The sequence below is a fragment of the Pedobacter miscanthi genome (assembly GCF_032678605.1).
Classification (GTDB): Bacteria; Bacteroidota; Bacteroidia; order Sphingobacteriales; family Sphingobacteriaceae; genus Pedobacter; species Pedobacter miscanthi_A.
In genome coordinates this window covers 168343-185258 of the sequence record NZ_JAVTSU010000011.1, presented here as the reverse complement: position 1 = coordinate 185258, position 16916 = coordinate 168343, and the positions used below count along the sequence as shown (strand labels likewise).

Sequence of the window (16916 nt, the reverse complement as noted above, 5' to 3'; positions counted from 1 at the left end):
ATTTATTAATGGTCAATACCTAATTCCTGCCGATTTATCCTATGTGTTAACACAATTAATTATAAAATTTTCTTGCGTGCTATGTCGTTGTGTTTTGGAGCGCCAAAGTACCAAAGCGCTTTGTCATCCGATAGCTACCGGAGCCAGTTGTGTCTGCCAAAAAAGGATTCGTTAGCGTTGCCTGTATTTGCTGGAGATTCCATTTATATTGGCTAATAAGACACATTTTTCGGTCGAGCAATGATTAATTACCCAACTTAATCTTAAATTAACCAATATGATAAATTGATTATAGTAATCCCACTTAGTCACCTGTTAATAGCTACCTTCTTTATTTAAATTAGTTTTATATTCTCGTTATCATTTGATAACTTAATTCCATGCTTCAAAACAGGGTAAACCCATCCGGAGAAATCATCAGAACGCCTTACCGTGGTACTTGGTTGGGAAATCGTGGTGTATTGCATAACGGGAAACAGGAAATCGTTCGCTTTTATAAAATTAAAGCATGGATTACCTGTGCCCTGGTGTTTAGGGGGAGGCACAGAAAGGTAATGCAGCCTAACCGTTGGACAGAGCTATTCTTTTTTGATGAAGCCACCGCATTTTCAGCTGGTCATCGGCCTTGTTTTCAGTGCCGTTATGAAGATCACCAGCGGTTTAAAACTTATTGGTTAAAAGGAAATCCGGAATATGGATTTGATTTAAAAACCCCGGTTGCTGAAATAGATAATATTCTCCACCAGGAAAGAATGAACACCCATAAAACCAAAGTTACTTACCAAGAAAAATTTACTGATCTTCCTGACGGTACTTTTGTCATTATTCAGGATCAGCCTTATTTGCTAAAAAATAGCCAGTTGCATTTGTGGACGCCTGCCGGTTACAACAAAGGCATTCTACTACCCGATTTGCATCAGGTTAAAGTATTAACTCCAAAATCAATCGTAAATATGTTCAGGGCCGGTTATGTGCCGCAAATGGGCATATCAATAACGACCACGATAAAATAAAGCTATCGCTGTAAAAGCACTTCTTCCGTTTCTACAATGGTTTTGCCCTTTTTAGTCTTTGTTTCAGTTTTAAGCAGCGTAATTTTGTTTTGCTGAACAGTTACTAGATAAGGCGTTTTGTGTTTATTCGATTTGCCTATAAACAGTTTGTTGCCATCGCTTACAGCGGGTAACTCTTCCCGGTGTTTACCAAATCCCTGTGTAATAATAATGGTATTCTTTTTGGTAAACTCATATGTTTTTTCTCCTGCTTTATACAGTTCTTTATCGTTTTCAGTAACAACTCCATTGGTTTTATCAATTTCAATCTTAGATATCGCCTTCCATTTTCCAATCAATCGTTGATCTAAAGCTGGTTTGTTTTGGGCATAAGTATGAATGCCGATAGATACAAATAACAAAATAAATAAAGTTTTCATGTGGGGATATTTTAGGTAGTGATTGATAAGATGATTGAGTTCAAAATAGTGATTTTTTTTCATTTGCTAAAATATTTTTCACTCACGTAGGGGTAAAGCCGGATGTCGCTGTCATACTATCAAAACACAAAAACAATATTAATTATTCAAAACAAAAATTATGAAAACAATCAGGTTTTATTTATTAGTTGCAGTAATGTTGATTACCACTTTTGCGGTGAAAGCGCAGGAAGCTGACCTTACATTTGGCTTAAAGGCAGGTTTAAACTATGCCACATTACCCACAAGTTTAAAAAGCATTACCGATAAAAAAGGAAAAGTTGGTTATAACTTCGGGGCATTTGCCAGGGTAGGTAAGGCTGTGTATTTTCAGCCAGAATTAAATTATGTTAGTTTTAAAAGTTCGTACGTATATGCTACAAATACCTATACCCCTAAATTTCATCAGGTAAATTTACCATTGATGGTAGGGTATAAAATTATCAATACCGAAGCGTTAAACTTTAGGGTTTCTGCTGGTCCGGATGTGAATTATACCCTTAACGATGCGAAAGGACCAGTTGGTTTCGATTACAAAAAGTTTAATGTGGGTGGTGTAATCAATGCTGGTGTTGATATTGGTAATATGACCATTGACGCCAGATACAGCAGGGGTTTAACCAAAATTAACAAAGCACTTAACGAAAAAACCGGTTTATTTAACTTATCAGTTGGATTTAAAATATTCTAAACCATATTTTTTAGTTAAAATTCAATTATAAAAATCTTTTAGGCTTAACTGGTGGCCTAAAAGATTTTTTCATGTTTAAAGTAGTTGCATAGTTATTCATCTTATTCTTTTTGCACGTACAAACTTAGTTTATATAGTCATCAGATCGATTTATAAATGAAATGCAGGTATTATCCATCATTTTGATATTATCATCTATGGGATTTTTTGATTTTTTGTTAATCTTTAATAAAAAAATCACATTCTAACCAAAAACTATGAAAACAAAAATCCTATTAATGGCAATGGTAGCGCTAGCTATGTCGTTGAGCCAGTGTAAGAAAGCAGAAAAAGTTGAACCTGTAGGTACTGGCAGGCCAACTACAACAAGTATGGTAGAAGCAAACCGTACCGGTGCACAGTTTATGTGTGCAGATTGCCAGGAAAGCAGTTCTAAAATTACCGGAAACACGGCTTTTAACCTCGCCTGGACATTCTCCCCAATTTTAAAGTTCGATCGTGCAGCACCCGATTACCCCACTACCGTGGAAGACATTTGGGCCAGCACCGACCCTAACAGCATCGTTTGTAATGGAACGCTGGTAATGGTTAACCGTACGGCACCAAGAAGCAAAACTTTTCCAAGTTATTACGAAGTTCAGCAACATCCCAACGATCCGAACAAGGTATTTATCGATTTCTGGTGGACTTATAAAACCCAGACAACCTGTTTTGCCAACCTCGGTGGGCACGATTACGATTGGGAACATGTTGTAGTACAGGTAAATACGCAAACCAACCGCATTGTTACTGTAACTTATTTTCAGCACAGTGGCTGGTATACTAAAGATTATAGAAACATTGCCGCAGGAACCCGTCCGCCGGTTTTTGTAGGTAAAAAGGCTCATGGCTCGTACCATTTCGGAAACAGCATCTCTTTCCCGGGTTACGATTGCAGCTATTATGGCGATTACAGAAATCCTAATGGAAGTGCCGATGAAGTCATCACCTGGAACAATAGCCTGATTGAAATCAACTGTAACATAGCGCAATTCAGTTTCAATGGTAACTTTGGTGGCATTGGCAAAGGGCCATTATACCGTTACAGGGCTTATTGGAGTTTCTCTTCGTGTAGCGGCAATGCCGGTATTACGGGGAGTGATGGCTGTAGCCAGAGCGACTTCCCTGAAGGCACCCAGATTGGGAGTATAAATTAAAAAATTACAGGTATAGAGGTGTCATCAGCAGCTCTGAAATAGAGAGGTCTTTGAATAACAGGTGATAATTCAAAGATCTCCCTATTCTAATTATTAAACAAAATATGTGACTATCTGTGTGATAAATAATACATATAAATGATTAATGTAAACTGATTCTTATTTCATAATTTGCGTTTTCATAATTATTTCTAAATGAAAAACGCGGTTTCTCTCTCACTTTGGATTACCCTGTTCGTGGCATGTTGCACGGGCTGTAATTCAAATAAAAATTTAATCACCCAAAACTCCAGCTTAAATACACTGAATCAGTTTAAAGTTGGTGAAAAAATTAATGGCAGCCAGCTGATTGAAGCAATGCTGGCTCAAAGGTTTCAATTTAATAAAATACTGATCAAAAATGGTTTCAATCCAAAAATGCCATACCCCAAAGTCGTATCGGTAATGAATAGCGCATCAGTGGTTACAATATCTTTTAACGGACTCGATTACAGTGTTATAGAGAACAAAATTGCTGGCATTAAAGGCATTACACTATCGCCGTTAGCTTTAAGTTCCCTCTCTGATAAAATGACGAAACTCGATCTGATTCAACAATATTACGGTGAGCAGTCGAACTTAGCCTATGGGTTAAAAAAACGTGATCTGCAAATGATTAAAGAATTAGACAGGCGATATTTTGCCGCATTAAAAAGTATCAGGCAAATTACCCTCCACATTTCAGAACTTGCCCGTAAACCTCATCCAGCCATCTCTATAGAAATATCCATAGCTAAAATAAAACTACCCGATAGCAAAATTGAATTTAAGAAAAATTATGTTGCTGAGGCGGAGTAAAAAGCCGGCAGTGAATACCGTTACGCCGTGATTTATTTAACACTGGTTACCATATAAATGCTCTGTCCAACAGCGCCTTCGTAGCCAAATACCACTTTATATTCGTAAAAACTGTCAACTTCGTTTTTAAAAGAATCAAACGAAGGGGTTTCTTTAGAAGTATATTTTGGGTCCCATTGGAATTTGCTGCCAATTTTTAAAGTTGCTTTGTTACCGTTGTTAGCGTGATTGATGATTAATTGGCTAGGGGTGATGATGTTTTCCATATCTCGAGTTTAATGATTTTTTAGATATAGTTTTAACGTATATTAAGCTGAATTGTTTCCAGCAGATCATAAAAAAAGAAATAACCGCTGCGTAAATCTTCTTAAATCAGCATGAAAATAAAATGCAACAGTTTTTAATCATCTGCAATCCCCTCATTTCGAGCAGCGTGCCGTTCGGTTTCATATAAGTGATCAGCGAAGCTAAATCTATTAAAATAGATCGCTCCGCTCTAGATAAAGCGTGTTTTTGAGATCTGCCCGCGGGTTTGCGGTCTGATATTTAAATAAAATGATATAAAAATACTACGTCGCCTACATAAGCTGGTTTTGGCTGATCTTTAATCACTAAAGTAGCCTGAATGGTAACCTTGGTGATTCCTCTCAAATTGCTGATGGACTTTAACTTAGCTTTTAACTGCACTTCATTGTTCACCAAAACAGCCTGCCCGAATCTAAAACTTTCAATCCCGTAATTAATTTCCATTTTGATGTTGCGTACATCTGCAATCTGTTTCCACAAATATGGAATTAATGATAATGTGAGGTAGCCATGTGCGATGGTAGCCTTAAACGGCCCTTCATTTTGAGCTCTTTCCGGATCGGTATGGATCCACTGATGATCTAATGTTGCATCAGCAAATTTATTGATCTGTTCCTGATCTATGGTATGCCATTGCGAAACGCCTAGCTCTTTACCAAGATGTGATTGATATTCTTCAAAATTGTTGATCACCAACATATAATTCTTTTATCGGTTTAGCACTGTTTTAACAAATCCTTTAGGTACAGCACTTCCTTCGGGTAAATAGTTGGAATGGACTCTTCTGTTCCCAATTATAGTCATAATAACTACTATACGTATAAAAATGTTCAAAAGATTTTTACGCACAGATAGGTTTCAAGCATAAGGTATTAATATACAGTTGTTTTCTGTTGCAGGATTTCCATCAATTGATTTAATTAAAAGGTATATTATTTTGTCCGTTTATGTACAATGATGTTCGTTTACGGACAATTTTATTGGTGTAAATCCTTAAAAATCCACTTAAATCTGCATTAAAAAGAGTTTTTTATATTTGGCATAGGAATGGCCTCATAAATGAAAATTTCCAGCTATGTTCAGACTAAACCTAAAGATTGCTTTTAGAAACCTGATGAGGAACAAATCTTATGCCCTGATCAACATTCTTGGCCTCTCTATCGGAATGACGAGTTGCATCTTAATTTTTATTTTTATCCAGTTCCAGCTGAGTTATGATAAACATTATAAGGATGCAGATCGTATATTCAGGTTTGTAACCGACTGGAAATATAATAATTTCGATGATTACTCTGCTGGTGTACCCTTGCCTTTTGCACCTGCTGCCAAAGAAGAGCTTATTGGTATAGAAAAAATCGCCAGGATCTCGCGTAACAGTGGGGTAGTATTGGTGCGTAATGGCGATGGAAATGAGCAATTTAAAGCTGTAAAAGATGTATATTTTACTGAGGCTGATTTATTTGATATACTTCAGGTAAAATGGCTTTTTGGCAAACCAACCCAGTCGCTTTCTGAACCCAATACTGTTGTTATTTCAGAAAAAACAGCTAAAATTTTCTTTGGTTCTGCCCGGCAGGCAATCGGTAAAAGTTTTACCTTTTGGAATTCCATACAGCTAAGGGTAATAGGGGTAATTGCCGATATGCCCGGCAGCAGCAGTATCCCATTAGAAATTATGATCAGTTATCCTACTTCATATCGCTACAAAAATCAGGATTGGGATTCGGTAAGCACTTACGACCAATGTTTTGTGTTGCTAAAACCCGGAGCATCCATGTTGCTGTTTGAGGAGTCGCTGCAAAGGATGAATGATAAATATTTAAAACAGAAAAAGCTTGCCGGTAATCAGCGTAGCCATCTGCAAGCTTTATCCGATATTCATTTTAGCGAACGTTACAACAACTTTGCCGAAACAAGCATTACCATAAAAGAGGTGTATGGTTTGGCAATTATTGGCTTGTTTTTAATGGTTACAGCTTGTATTAATTTTATCAATCTGGCAACAGCCCAGTCGGTTAACCGTTCAAAAGAAGTTGGGGTTCGTAAAGTGATGGGGGCCATGCGCAAACAGCTTGTATTTCAGTTTTTGGCCGAAACAACAACAATTGCAGTAATTTCGGTGCTTTTGGCCTGTATATTTTCCGAATTGATGTTGCCCTTTTTATCGCATCTTTTTAAAGGGCAGGTTTCATTGTCGCTGTTTGCCAATCCCGCCGTTTTTATTTTTCTGTTCTTTCTGGCGGTCGTAGTCAGTTTTCTGGCAGGATTTTATCCCGCAATGATTATTTCAGGTTTTAGTCCGGCCTTAGCCATTAAAAATAAGGTGAGGATCCAATCAGGGAATTTGAGTTTAAGGATGATCCTGATTGTAGTGCAGTTTAGCATTACCATTGTTCTCATTATTGCCACCGTCGTTGTAATCAGGCAAATGCAATATGTGAGGGAAAAACCACTTGGCTTTAAAAAAGACGCCGTGGCACTGCTTAATTTTCCGGGTGATAGTTTAAGTATGAGCCGTCAACAACTGTTCAGGGAAAAATTACTTCACGTGCCTGGTGTAGAAAAGCAAAGTTATTTTACGCGCCCGCCACTTTCGGGGATGATGAATACCACCAATTTTTATGTGGATGGCAGGGAGAATAAAGATTTCGAGGTGCGTTTAAGTCCGGGCGATGAACATTATTTTGATCTTTTTGGCTTACAGTTTTTAGCAGGTAAGGTTTACGGAAAAAGTGATACGGCCAATGCTTATATCGCAAATGAAACTTTTGTAAAGAAAATTGGTATTGCTAATCCCGCTTTGGCACTTGGTAAAGTGATCTCGCAAAATGGAAGAACAGGCCCTATAGTGGGTGTGGTGAAAGATTTTAACGATCAATCACTGAGAGAAAAAATATCGCCAATGATTTTTTATCAGGAAAAAAGGCAATACTACAATATGGGACTGAAACTGGATACCAAAGAGATTGTACCGGCCATGAAAGAGATTGAAAACCTTTGGAAAAGTAGTTTTCCAAATGAAGTGTACAATGCAAAATTTATGGATGATGACATTAACAATTATTATGAATCAGACCGGGTTACAGGTCTTTTGTTCAGGATATTTGCTGGCGTTATTATGTTTATTTCGTTTATTGGTCTTTTTGGTCTCATCACTTTTGTGGCAGCCCAGCGCACACGCGAAATGGCCATCAGAAAAGTGCTTGGTGCAACCACCATGGAGTTGATAAAAATGTTGAATAGCTCGTTTATCAGAATGGTTTTTATCGCAAATCTCATCGCCTGGCCATTGGCTTATATTCTGGCCAATAAATGGTTGTCGGGTTTTGCTTATCGCGTATCAATGGGCTTTTGGCCGTTTATATTGGCTATGGTTACCTCAATGGTATTAACTTTGATAACCGTAAGTTTCAGGTCGTACCGCGCAGCAAAAGCAAATGCTGTTGATGCGCTTAAATATGAGTAAACTTTTTCTCTTTAAGCTTCCTTCCTTATTTCATAAAGCATCTATCGCCATCTAATCAAAATTATCTCTGCGTTGATCTGCAAAATCAGCGGAAAATGACCCTATGCCATGTTTTTTTGCTGATTTAATAAGATTTGCACACACATACTGTAAATAATCGGTATGCATATCCAATTTTTCGCACGTTCAATACCATCCGCCCTCCGCTAAACCGGTCTATGCTCTTCGCCATTTGCCCCTCGTCAAAAACTTATCTAAATATTTTATTTGGTTTATTTAAAATTAAATTTAGATTTGTCTAAAATTAAATTTAGATAAATCAATTTGTTCATGAAACTCCTGATATTGTATAGCTGCTGTTTTTTTATATCGTTAAATCTTTTAGCACAAAAAGTTATTATTAAAGGTTTGGTCACCTCTCAAAATGAGCCGGTAGAAAATATTACCGTTAAAATTCTGGGTTCTGCCGGATCTACCAAATCCGGTATTTCTGGTTATTATCAATTCAACAATATACCGTCTGGAAATTATGACCTTATTTTTTCCGGAATCGGTTACCAATCGAAAAGAATTAAGGTTGTGATTAAAGGAGATACTGCAAGGGTTAATGCCGATCTGTTAAGTCTGTCGGCTAACCTGAGCGATGTGGTCATTACCGGGGTTAACCGCGCCACACAGTTACGTAAAAGCCCGGTTCCGATTGCGGTAATCTCTCGCAAAACGATGGACCAGAATGTAAATACGAACTTAATAGAAGCCATTGTGAAGGGCGTTCCCGGGGTTACGGCAGTTACCACCGGTCCTAATGTATCGAAACCCTTTATCCGTGGTTTAGGTTATAACCGGGTGTTAACGCTGTACGATGGTTTAAGGCAGGAAGGACAGCAATGGGGCGATGAGCACGGAATCGAGGTAGACGAATATGGCATTGCAAGGGTAGAGGTAGTAAAAGGCCCTGCCAGTTTAACTTATGGTTCTGATGCGCTTGCTGGTGTAATCAACATGATCCCTTACACGCCTAATTTTGAAAATGGAAAAGTAAAGGGCGATTTTACCGCAAATTATCAGAGCAATAATGGCATGATTGGTTCGTCAATTGGATTGGCCTACATCAAAAATGACTGGACATATACCCTTAGGGCAACAGGCAAAACGGCCCATAATTATGAAAATAAAATAGATGGACTGGTTTACGGAACCGCTTTCAGGGAATATAATTTATCAGCCAGCGCAAGGGTAGATAAAACCTGGGGATTTTCGAAAACTGCCATTACCTATTATGATAATTTAATGGAAATACCTGATGGAAGCCGGGACTCGCTCTCCAGAAAGTTTACGAGACAGGTTTTAGACGCGGGAGACGACATCAAAAACAGACCAATTGTGCCTGAAAGCGAGTTGACTACTTACTCCATTAATCCTTTGCACCAGCATATCCAGCATTTTCGCCTTTATAATACCAGTCAGTTTAAATTTGGCGCCAGCGATTTAAATGTATTGCTTGGCGGTCAGCAGAGTGTGAGGCGCGAATATAACCACCCAACAGCAGCCAGTCAGGCCGGACTTTACGTAGTACTCAATACCTTTAATTACGATTTTAAATACAATCTTCCCGATTATGCCGGTATTGAAAGTACCATAGGCGTAAATGGGATGTACCAGGGCAACAGGAGCAAGGCTGCTACCGATTTTCCCATTCCTGATTATGATCTTTTTGATATTGGTGCATTTTATTTTGCAAAGAAATCGATGGGGAAGGTTGACATTTCGGGAGGGGTAAGGTTAGACCGAAGAAATATTAACTGGAGCAATTTTTATGTCGGCACCGATGCCCAAACAGGCTTTGGCAAGCAGGTAAGCGCTACAGATGCTAGCGGGAAGCTTCAGTTTCCTTCATTTAACAAAAATTATTATGGCTTATCAGGAAGTTTGGGTTTTACCTATAATATCTCCGAAAAACTATTAATTAAAGCCAATATTGCAAGGGGATACCGCGCACCTAACATTACCGAAATTGGGTCCAATGGCTTAGATCCCGGCGCACATATTGTGTATTTGGGTAACCGTACATTTAAACCAGAATTTAACCTTCAGGAAGATATCGGCATTATTGCCTATTTAAAAGATGCTGATATCAGCATGGAACTGTTCAATAACAACATCCAGAACTATATTTATCAATCGCGTTTAACAGATACAGACGGAAATCCGGTGGTGATTGTACCCGGAAACCTGACATACCAATACCAACAATCCAAAGCGAGGTTGTATGGTGCAGAAGTTTCGGTAAACCTGCACCCATCTGCAATGAAATGGTTAAGTTTCAATAATAGCTTAGCTTATATCGTTGGTTTGAACCAAAACCAGGAACTATTGAACAAACACGGAAGGGAAGCCAGGTATTTGCCTTTTATTCCACCTTTGCAGGTAAGAACAGCGCTAAAAGCCACCGCTCAACAGCCTATCGGTATTTTTGCTCAGCCTTATGTTAAAATTGATGCTGCATTTTTTTGCGAGCAGGACAAGTTTTACGCTTTAGATAATACCGAAACTTTTACCGCAGGTTATACTTTAATTAACGGAGGGATTGGTTCTACACTAAAATCTAAAAAGGGAAAAACTTTCTGTGATATTTTTCTTCAGGCAGATAATATTTTTAACGTGGCTTATCAATCTAACCTGAACAGGCTAAAGTATTTCGAATATTACAATCAATCGCCCAATAGCCGATCAGGAATTTATAATATGGGCCGGAATTTTAGTTTTAAAGTAATAATACCGATTTAGAATGGATAATGTAAGTAAGAGGGTAGGTGGAAAATGTATGATGGGCAAACTGCAAATTGCCAACTGAAAACTGTCACCTGAGATCCCATCTTACATCATGTTTAGTGTTTATTGTTCCGTTTTAGGAAATGGGAGGTATTTATATCTTCCATTTTCTTTTTTAGTTTATCCGCCAGTAACTATTAAACTATGATCCATCAGACTAATCATTTTTACACACACCGGTTAAACCTTTCTTCTGCGATCCATTCCGTTCTACGGACTACGGACTACGGACTACGGACTACGGACTACGGACTACGGACTACGGACTATTTTCCTTATTTTTACATCACTATGGAGTTATCTTTAAGCGAACAGCGTCTGGATTTTTTAAGGCAATCAATTGGCAAAGTGATCACCGATTCGCCATCTAATTTTATGAGCTGGTTAGCTCCCGTGCTGGTTAAAGCAGAGAATGGTATTTTGGTTTGTCAATACACTATACGCAAAGAAATGACCAATCCTTACCAGATTTTGCATGGAGGTGTTACTGCTGGTATTATTGATGATTTGATCGGCGCTACGGTTTTCACCATGGGATTAAACGAACGTTATACCACAGTTAGCAATTACATTGATTATTTTGCGCCGGCAAGCGAAGGAGACGAAATAGTTGCCGAAACTTCAATTGTGAAAAGGGGACGAACGATATTAAATCTTCAATGCGAAATATATTTACCTTCAAAAAAGCGTTTAATAGCAAAGGGTTACTCAAATATGTTAAACATAGGTTAAGCCCTGCAGTATAGTTTAAGAATTAATTATTAATTCCTTTAAATTAACGAAACATTCTCATTTATAATTTGTTGTAAATTAACCAAAAATATAATGAGCCATGTTAGAAAATTATTCCACCCTGCAATTCATCGTGAGAGGCAAAATTTTTAACGGATTTTGCATGCGTATCCAAGATGATTTTCATGAAACCTACGCGGTTGTTTTAGACGGCTACCATTCTTTTTGTATCTGGTTGGATAACAAAAACGAAAAATGGTGTGCTTCAAAAAATGCAGCCATTGATCCTGATGCCATTGATGAAATAATCAGCAGGATTTCGTTCCCGGTTTCATAATTAAGGAAACATTCACCTATTTACCATAAAATAATCCCTATTCGACATTTCGGATAGGGATTATTGACCTTATTATTTTAATCCTGGCCAAAACAGGTAAGCCATCGTGATTGCGGTAATAACGCCCACCAAATCCGCAAGTAACATCGAACCTATCGCATAACGCGTGTTCCTGATGCCTACAGCTCCGAAATAAACAGCTACTACGTAAAATGTCGTATCGGATGCGCCCTGAAATACGCCAGATAACCTGCTGGCGAATGAATCTGGTCCGTTGGCAATCATGGTACTCACCATCATACCTCTTGCGGCACCACCGCTTAAAGGTCTGATTAAGGCAGTAGGAAGTGCATCAACAAAGCGTGTATCTGCACCAAGGAAAATGAACGCATGTTTAATGCCATTCATAATCACATCAAAAGTTCCGCTGGTTCTTAGCATACAAACGGCAACTAAAATGCCAACCAAGTAAGGGATAATTTTAATGGCAGTTTCAAACCCGCCTTTTGCGCCTTCAACAAAAGAATCAAAAATGTCGATCTTCTTATAAAGTGCGCCCAGTACAATCAGTAAAAAGATCAATAAAATAAGTCCGCCGCTAAGCAAGCCAGAGAAAGAGGTAACACTCGCGGCGTTTAAACGGCTCACATACCATACAATGGCTGCGATTACGGCAGAAATTCCTAAAACCCACATTAAAATTACAGGCTGTAGAATATTGATCTTCTGTTTAAAAGAAACAATCAACATCGCCGCCATGGTACCAACAAAGGTTACAATCATGCAGGGAATAAAGATATCGGTTGGATCTTGTGCATTTTGGGTAGAACGGATGGCGATTACACTCACCGGGATTAAGCACAATCCTGCAGCGTGTAAACATAAAAACATAATCTGCGAGTTACTGGCCACATCCTTATTCGGGTTCAATTCCTGCAAACTTTCCATGGCTTTAATTCCGAATGGCGTGGCTGCATTATCCAAGCCTAATAAATTTGCCGAAAAGTTCATAATCATGTGCCCCATTGATGGATGGCCTTTTGGTACCTCTGGAAAAAGTTTTGAAAAAAACGGACTGATAATCCTCGATAATAAACGGATGCCTCCGGCTTTTTCTGCAATAGCCATAAATCCCATAAATAAGGCCAAAGTGCCCACTAACTCGATACAAAGTTTTACTGCGATAGAGCAGGTTTGGATAATTCCATCCAGTTTAAGTGGATTTGCAGGATCATCAGACTTTCCAATCACCATCCAGTTAAAAATATCGCTTTGCCCAAAGAAAAAGCATTTAATACAAGCTACAAGGATAGCTACAATAATAAATCCCGACCAGATTCTGCTTAATGCCATTTTTTGTTTGATTTTTTTTGATGCGTGAAAATAGCTTTTTTAAGCGAAAGATCATAGGAGAGAGTTTGGACTTGGGAGGTTGGGGTTTGGAGTTACTGGCGGCAGCCATATTTATTACCGAGGAATAAAGACAACTTTATAATATGATCAACGAAAAAATCCATAATAAATAGCAATTACTATTCACTATGGATTTTAATTTTTAGGCTATCTGTTATAAGCTATTTTTTCTGCACCATGGCCTCCAAACTCCAAGCTTATAACTCCAAATTCAATTAAGGTTTTTCATCGGTTAACTCAAAACCCCAGGTTTTTCCTTTTTCGGTAGCAGGCACTCCATTTGTCATCCAAATCGGCGCTTTTGCACCTTTTAAATAATAATCAAAAAACTGTTGCTCACGGATCTGAATATCCTTACGGTTTTGGCGTTGAACCAGATTATGTGCTTCACCATTATAATTTAACATCCAAACCGGCTTACCTAAACGGCGAAGACCTGTAAACATTTCAATCCCCTGATACCAAGGCACAGCACCATCCGCATCGTTTGCCATCACCACAACTGGCGTATTTACTTTCGGAAACATAAATAATGGTGAATTCTCGATGTATAATTCCGGTTTCTCCCAAAGGGTTGCACCGATACGGCTTTGTGTTTTTTCGTATTGGAACTGGCGGTTCATGCCTGTTTCCCAACGAATACCGCCATAGGCAGAAGTCATGTTGGCAACAGGAGCACCAGCCCAGGCAGCAGCATACATATTGTTTTGGGTAATTAAGTAAGCCACCTGGTAACCACCCCAGCTTTGACCCTGGATACCGATTTTAGTACCATCAACCCAACTGTTCTTCTTCAAACTTTCTACGCCTGAATTAATAAACTCAACCGCAGATTTACCCGGGTGACCAGTTTCGTAGCTAATATCCGGTGCGAAAACCAGATAGCCATTACTTACAAAATAAGAAATATTTAAACGCGATGGAGTAGGAGCAGGCGCCTGGTAAGTGTATAAACCATCAGTAAGTTTCTCATAAAAATAAGCAATCATCGGGTATTTTTTATTCGGATCGAAATTTTCAGGTTTGTATAAAATTCCTTCCGCTTTATAACCTTTTGGCGTAGTCCATTTTACCAATTCGGCAGTTCCCCAATTGTAGTTTTGTTGTTGAGGGTTGGTATTGCTTAATTTGGTTTCAGTTTTAAAATCGGTGGTTACGTACACATTTGGCGATTCTATATAATTGGCTTTATCGTAAATATAAACATCGGCATCTTTAGCTTTTACCAGGTTCGAATATTTAAATTTCGCCATTACCACCAATTCAGGTGCTTTTACCGAGCCTACATTGGTACGGTAAAAACCATTTTCTTTCGTTACATTATTAAAACCATCTAACCAAACCAACTCATTTGCCTTCACAAATTTACTGTCTGCATTACGTTCAAACCTGTTTTCAGGTTGTACCCTTTCGTAACGGAAAGTAAGGTTGTTCGACCGGCCATAACCGGCTGTAATGTTTTTAGGAGCAGTTTTTCCATCCGGAGAGAAAGACCAGATATCGTATTTGTCATAAATTAATACCGCTTTATCTCCTTCAGTCCAGGTAGCTAAACCATACGCAGAAGGTAAATCAGGTACATCATTCTCTTCATTAACAAATTTTTCAGTTAATCCTGCAGTTAAAACAATTACTTTACCAGTTGCAACATGATAAGTATTCCAGCTGCCGGCATTTCTGTCAAAATAAAGGACATAATTTCCGGCAGGAGAAGCCAGTGCATACCCATTTAGGTTATCAATGATTTTCTTTTTCTGACCGTTTTTGGTATCAACCAAATAGTAGTCTCTTGAGGTAGCACCACTCCATTGCGATTCGATCCTGCGACCATAATCTGTTGAAGCCAAAACCACATTTGCATCGCCCTCCGCAATCATATTGGCATCAGGCAATTTTAAATCAGTTAAAGGAATTACTTTAGGATCACTGCTGTAAACATCAACAACCGATAAATAGCTTTTTTTGCTGTCCCTATCTGCATTTTTAAGTTGCATTGGTTGTAAATAATCGTCTTTATAGTTCCAAACGTCAACTTTTGCTACTTCGAAATCCACGATGGTAGTATCTTTTGGTTTTTTAATTGGAGAAATCCCAAAAAACAATTTTTTACCATCTTTGCTAAAGTTGATTTTTCCATCACCATTAACCGACCATTTTTCTGGAAGGCCAGGCATATCAAAATCAACCAGTATTTGAGCCGTATCTAGTGTTAAAGAGTTATAATAAACATTATAGTCTTTTATCTCTTGTTTCTCTGGACTTTGCTCACCAACAAAGGCTACGTGCTCGCTCTCCTCATCAAAAGTGAAGTTTTTAAAACTTCCCTTACCTTTAATCAAAGTTTTAAGCGTTCCTTTTTCAGTATTTAATAAAAACACGCCTTGAGGTGCTGTTTTATCTTTTTTAGATCCGCTGCAGGCGAAAACCAGTTGTTTCCCATCTTTGCTGAAATAATAATCGATAACGAACTTATAAGTTTTATCGGTGCCGGTTAAGAGGTTTTTCACCACTAAATCGGTTCCTTCTTCTTTTTTATCTTTGGCAGCAGGTTCATCATCGGCAAAATCCGTTTCACTATCTTTTTTCTCAGTAGGTTTTACAGTTTTCTTTGCGGTATCAGGCTTTTCGGTTAAATAAGCTAATACTCCTGAACCTTCTTCAGGAAATTTGAATGATTTTACCCTCGCTACCTTTGTAACCGCATTGGTTGTAAGATTAGCAATGCCTAATGAATCCTTAGGTAATTCGTCGGCCTTTTTCTTTTTTATTTTAGCTTCACGAAGATTTTTATTTAAAGGACGGATGTTGAAAGCAGCAAATTTAGAATCGTTACTGAACTGAGAATTCATTCCCCTCGGAATATTCAGTTTTGCATTATTTTTAAGATTGGTTAGGTATAGCTGTGCATCACCTTCTTGCTGTAAAATGCTATACATGGCCCATTGGCCGTTATTTGATAATTGCTTTGTACCCACCGATTCCCAGGTATCATACACGGTATGATTTAAAGGTTTCTTTTGAGCATAAGCAAAGCTGGCAACGAAAAACAGAATAATTGTTAGTCTCTTTTGCATTTTGAAATGTTAAGTAATTTGTTGGTTCAGATTTAATCTTCTAAAATTGGAATTTTTTAGCTTATATGGAAACTTGTATGCCAAATATTACAATTAAAAGGGTTTTTAGGGAGGGAAGATGGGTAACGGATAATGGATGACGGAAATAATAACCAATGATCAATTTTCAATGACTAATAAAAAATACCGTCATTTCAAAGAATAATTTATTGCATAAAATCAAATATTAAAAGCAGAAGAATCTTGGAGCAATGGTAAGCCGCCAGGATTCGTCGTTGCGAGAAGGCTTTTTCGGCCGATGAAGAAATCTTAAAACGATCGCTACCTCGCGTGCGCATTAAGATTGCTTCGTGCCTCGCAATAACGACCCTTTTTTGAAGTCTGTTAATGGGATGGGATTGCAACGAAGTCGAGACACTGGCCGTTTTGTTAAATTATCCCTCAATCCTGAACGCTGGCGAAGGATCTCCATTCCACTGCGTTTCAGTCGAGATGACGTACTTTTTTTAAAGCTCGTTTGAAATAGAAATGCTAAACGCCCAGCGCCATGCGCTCTATGCT

General features: G+C 38.3%; 13 protein-coding genes. 8 read left to right on the top strand and 5 right to left on the bottom strand.

Annotated elements, in window-relative coordinates; genetic code table 11:
• Window positions 1–380 precede the first annotated feature (380 nt).
• Complete coding sequence (locus tag R2R28_RS17590; protein ID WP_316826996.1) at window positions 381–1013, top strand: hypothetical protein; 633 nt, start codon at window positions 381–383, stop codon at window positions 1011–1013.
• Between the two features lie 2 nt (window positions 1014–1015).
• Here the strand turns inward: R2R28_RS17590 and R2R28_RS17585 are convergent, their stop codons facing one another.
• The gene (locus tag R2R28_RS17585; protein ID WP_316826995.1) at window positions 1016–1432 is read right to left on the bottom strand and encodes a hypothetical protein; all 417 of its coding nucleotides are present in this window, start codon (window positions 1430–1432) and stop codon (window positions 1016–1018) included.
• Window positions 1433–1592: 160 nt separating this feature from the next.
• Here R2R28_RS17585 and R2R28_RS17580 point away from each other — a divergent pair, with 160 nt between their 5' ends.
• The 3 genes from R2R28_RS17580 to R2R28_RS17570 all read left to right on the top strand — a co-directional run bounded on the left by R2R28_RS17580 (window position 1593) and on the right by R2R28_RS17570 (window position 4195).
• A complete protein-coding gene (locus R2R28_RS17580) occupies window positions 1593–2162 on the top strand; it encodes a porin family protein (protein WP_316826994.1) in 570 nt (189 codons plus the stop codon).
• 257 nt (window positions 2163–2419) lie between these two features.
• Window positions 2420–3358, top strand: a complete 939-nt coding sequence (locus R2R28_RS17575) for an NPP1 family protein (RefSeq protein WP_316826993.1) — start codon at window positions 2420–2422, stop codon at window positions 3356–3358.
• Window positions 3359–3553: 195 nt separating this feature from the next.
• The gene (locus R2R28_RS17570) at window positions 3554–4195 is read left to right on the top strand and encodes a hypothetical protein (RefSeq protein WP_316826992.1); all 642 of its coding nucleotides are present in this window, start codon (window positions 3554–3556) and stop codon (window positions 4193–4195) included.
• A gap of 32 nt (window positions 4196–4227) precedes the next feature.
• Here the strand turns inward: R2R28_RS17570 and R2R28_RS17565 are convergent, their stop codons facing one another.
• Together R2R28_RS17565 and R2R28_RS17560 are read right to left on the bottom strand one after the other, a co-directional pair.
• On the bottom strand, window positions 4228–4461 hold the full coding sequence (locus R2R28_RS17565) for a hypothetical protein (RefSeq protein ID WP_316826991.1): 234 nt from the start codon (window positions 4459–4461) through the stop codon (window positions 4228–4230).
• A 280-nt stretch (window positions 4462–4741) separates the two neighbouring features.
• On the bottom strand, window positions 4742–5200 hold the full coding sequence (locus R2R28_RS17560) for a MaoC family dehydratase (RefSeq protein ID WP_316826990.1): 459 nt from the start codon (window positions 5198–5200) through the stop codon (window positions 4742–4744).
• Between the two features lie 376 nt (window positions 5201–5576).
• Here R2R28_RS17560 and R2R28_RS17555 point away from each other — a divergent pair, with 376 nt between their 5' ends.
• The 4 genes from R2R28_RS17555 to R2R28_RS17540 all read left to right on the top strand — a co-directional run bounded on the left by R2R28_RS17555 (window position 5577) and on the right by R2R28_RS17540 (window position 11868).
• The gene (locus R2R28_RS17555) at window positions 5577–7967 is read left to right on the top strand and encodes an ABC transporter permease (RefSeq protein WP_316826989.1); all 2391 of its coding nucleotides are present in this window, start codon (window positions 5577–5579) and stop codon (window positions 7965–7967) included.
• A 330-nt stretch (window positions 7968–8297) separates the two neighbouring features.
• The gene (locus R2R28_RS17550; protein WP_316826988.1) at window positions 8298–10754 is read left to right on the top strand and encodes a TonB-dependent receptor; all 2457 of its coding nucleotides are present in this window, start codon (window positions 8298–8300) and stop codon (window positions 10752–10754) included.
• A 189-nt stretch (window positions 10755–10943) separates the two neighbouring features.
• Window positions 10944–11531 (top strand): PaaI family thioesterase, encoded by a 588-nt coding sequence (locus tag R2R28_RS17545; RefSeq protein ID WP_316826987.1) that lies wholly within the window; start codon window positions 10944–10946, stop codon window positions 11529–11531.
• A 163-nt stretch (window positions 11532–11694) separates the two neighbouring features.
• On the top strand, window positions 11695–11868 hold the full coding sequence (locus R2R28_RS17540; RefSeq protein WP_316826986.1) for a hypothetical protein: 174 nt from the start codon (window positions 11695–11697) through the stop codon (window positions 11866–11868).
• Window positions 11869–11940: 72 nt separating this feature from the next.
• Here the strand turns inward: R2R28_RS17540 and R2R28_RS17535 are convergent, their stop codons facing one another.
• Together R2R28_RS17535 and R2R28_RS17530 are read right to left on the bottom strand one after the other, a co-directional pair.
• On the bottom strand, window positions 11941–13221 hold the full coding sequence (locus tag R2R28_RS17535) for a nucleoside recognition domain-containing protein (RefSeq protein ID WP_316826985.1): 1281 nt from the start codon (window positions 13219–13221) through the stop codon (window positions 11941–11943).
• 275 nt (window positions 13222–13496) lie between these two features.
• A complete protein-coding gene (locus R2R28_RS17530; protein ID WP_316826984.1) occupies window positions 13497–16355 on the bottom strand; it encodes an alpha/beta hydrolase family protein in 2859 nt (952 codons plus the stop codon).
• Window positions 16356–16916: the final 561 nt, after the last annotated feature.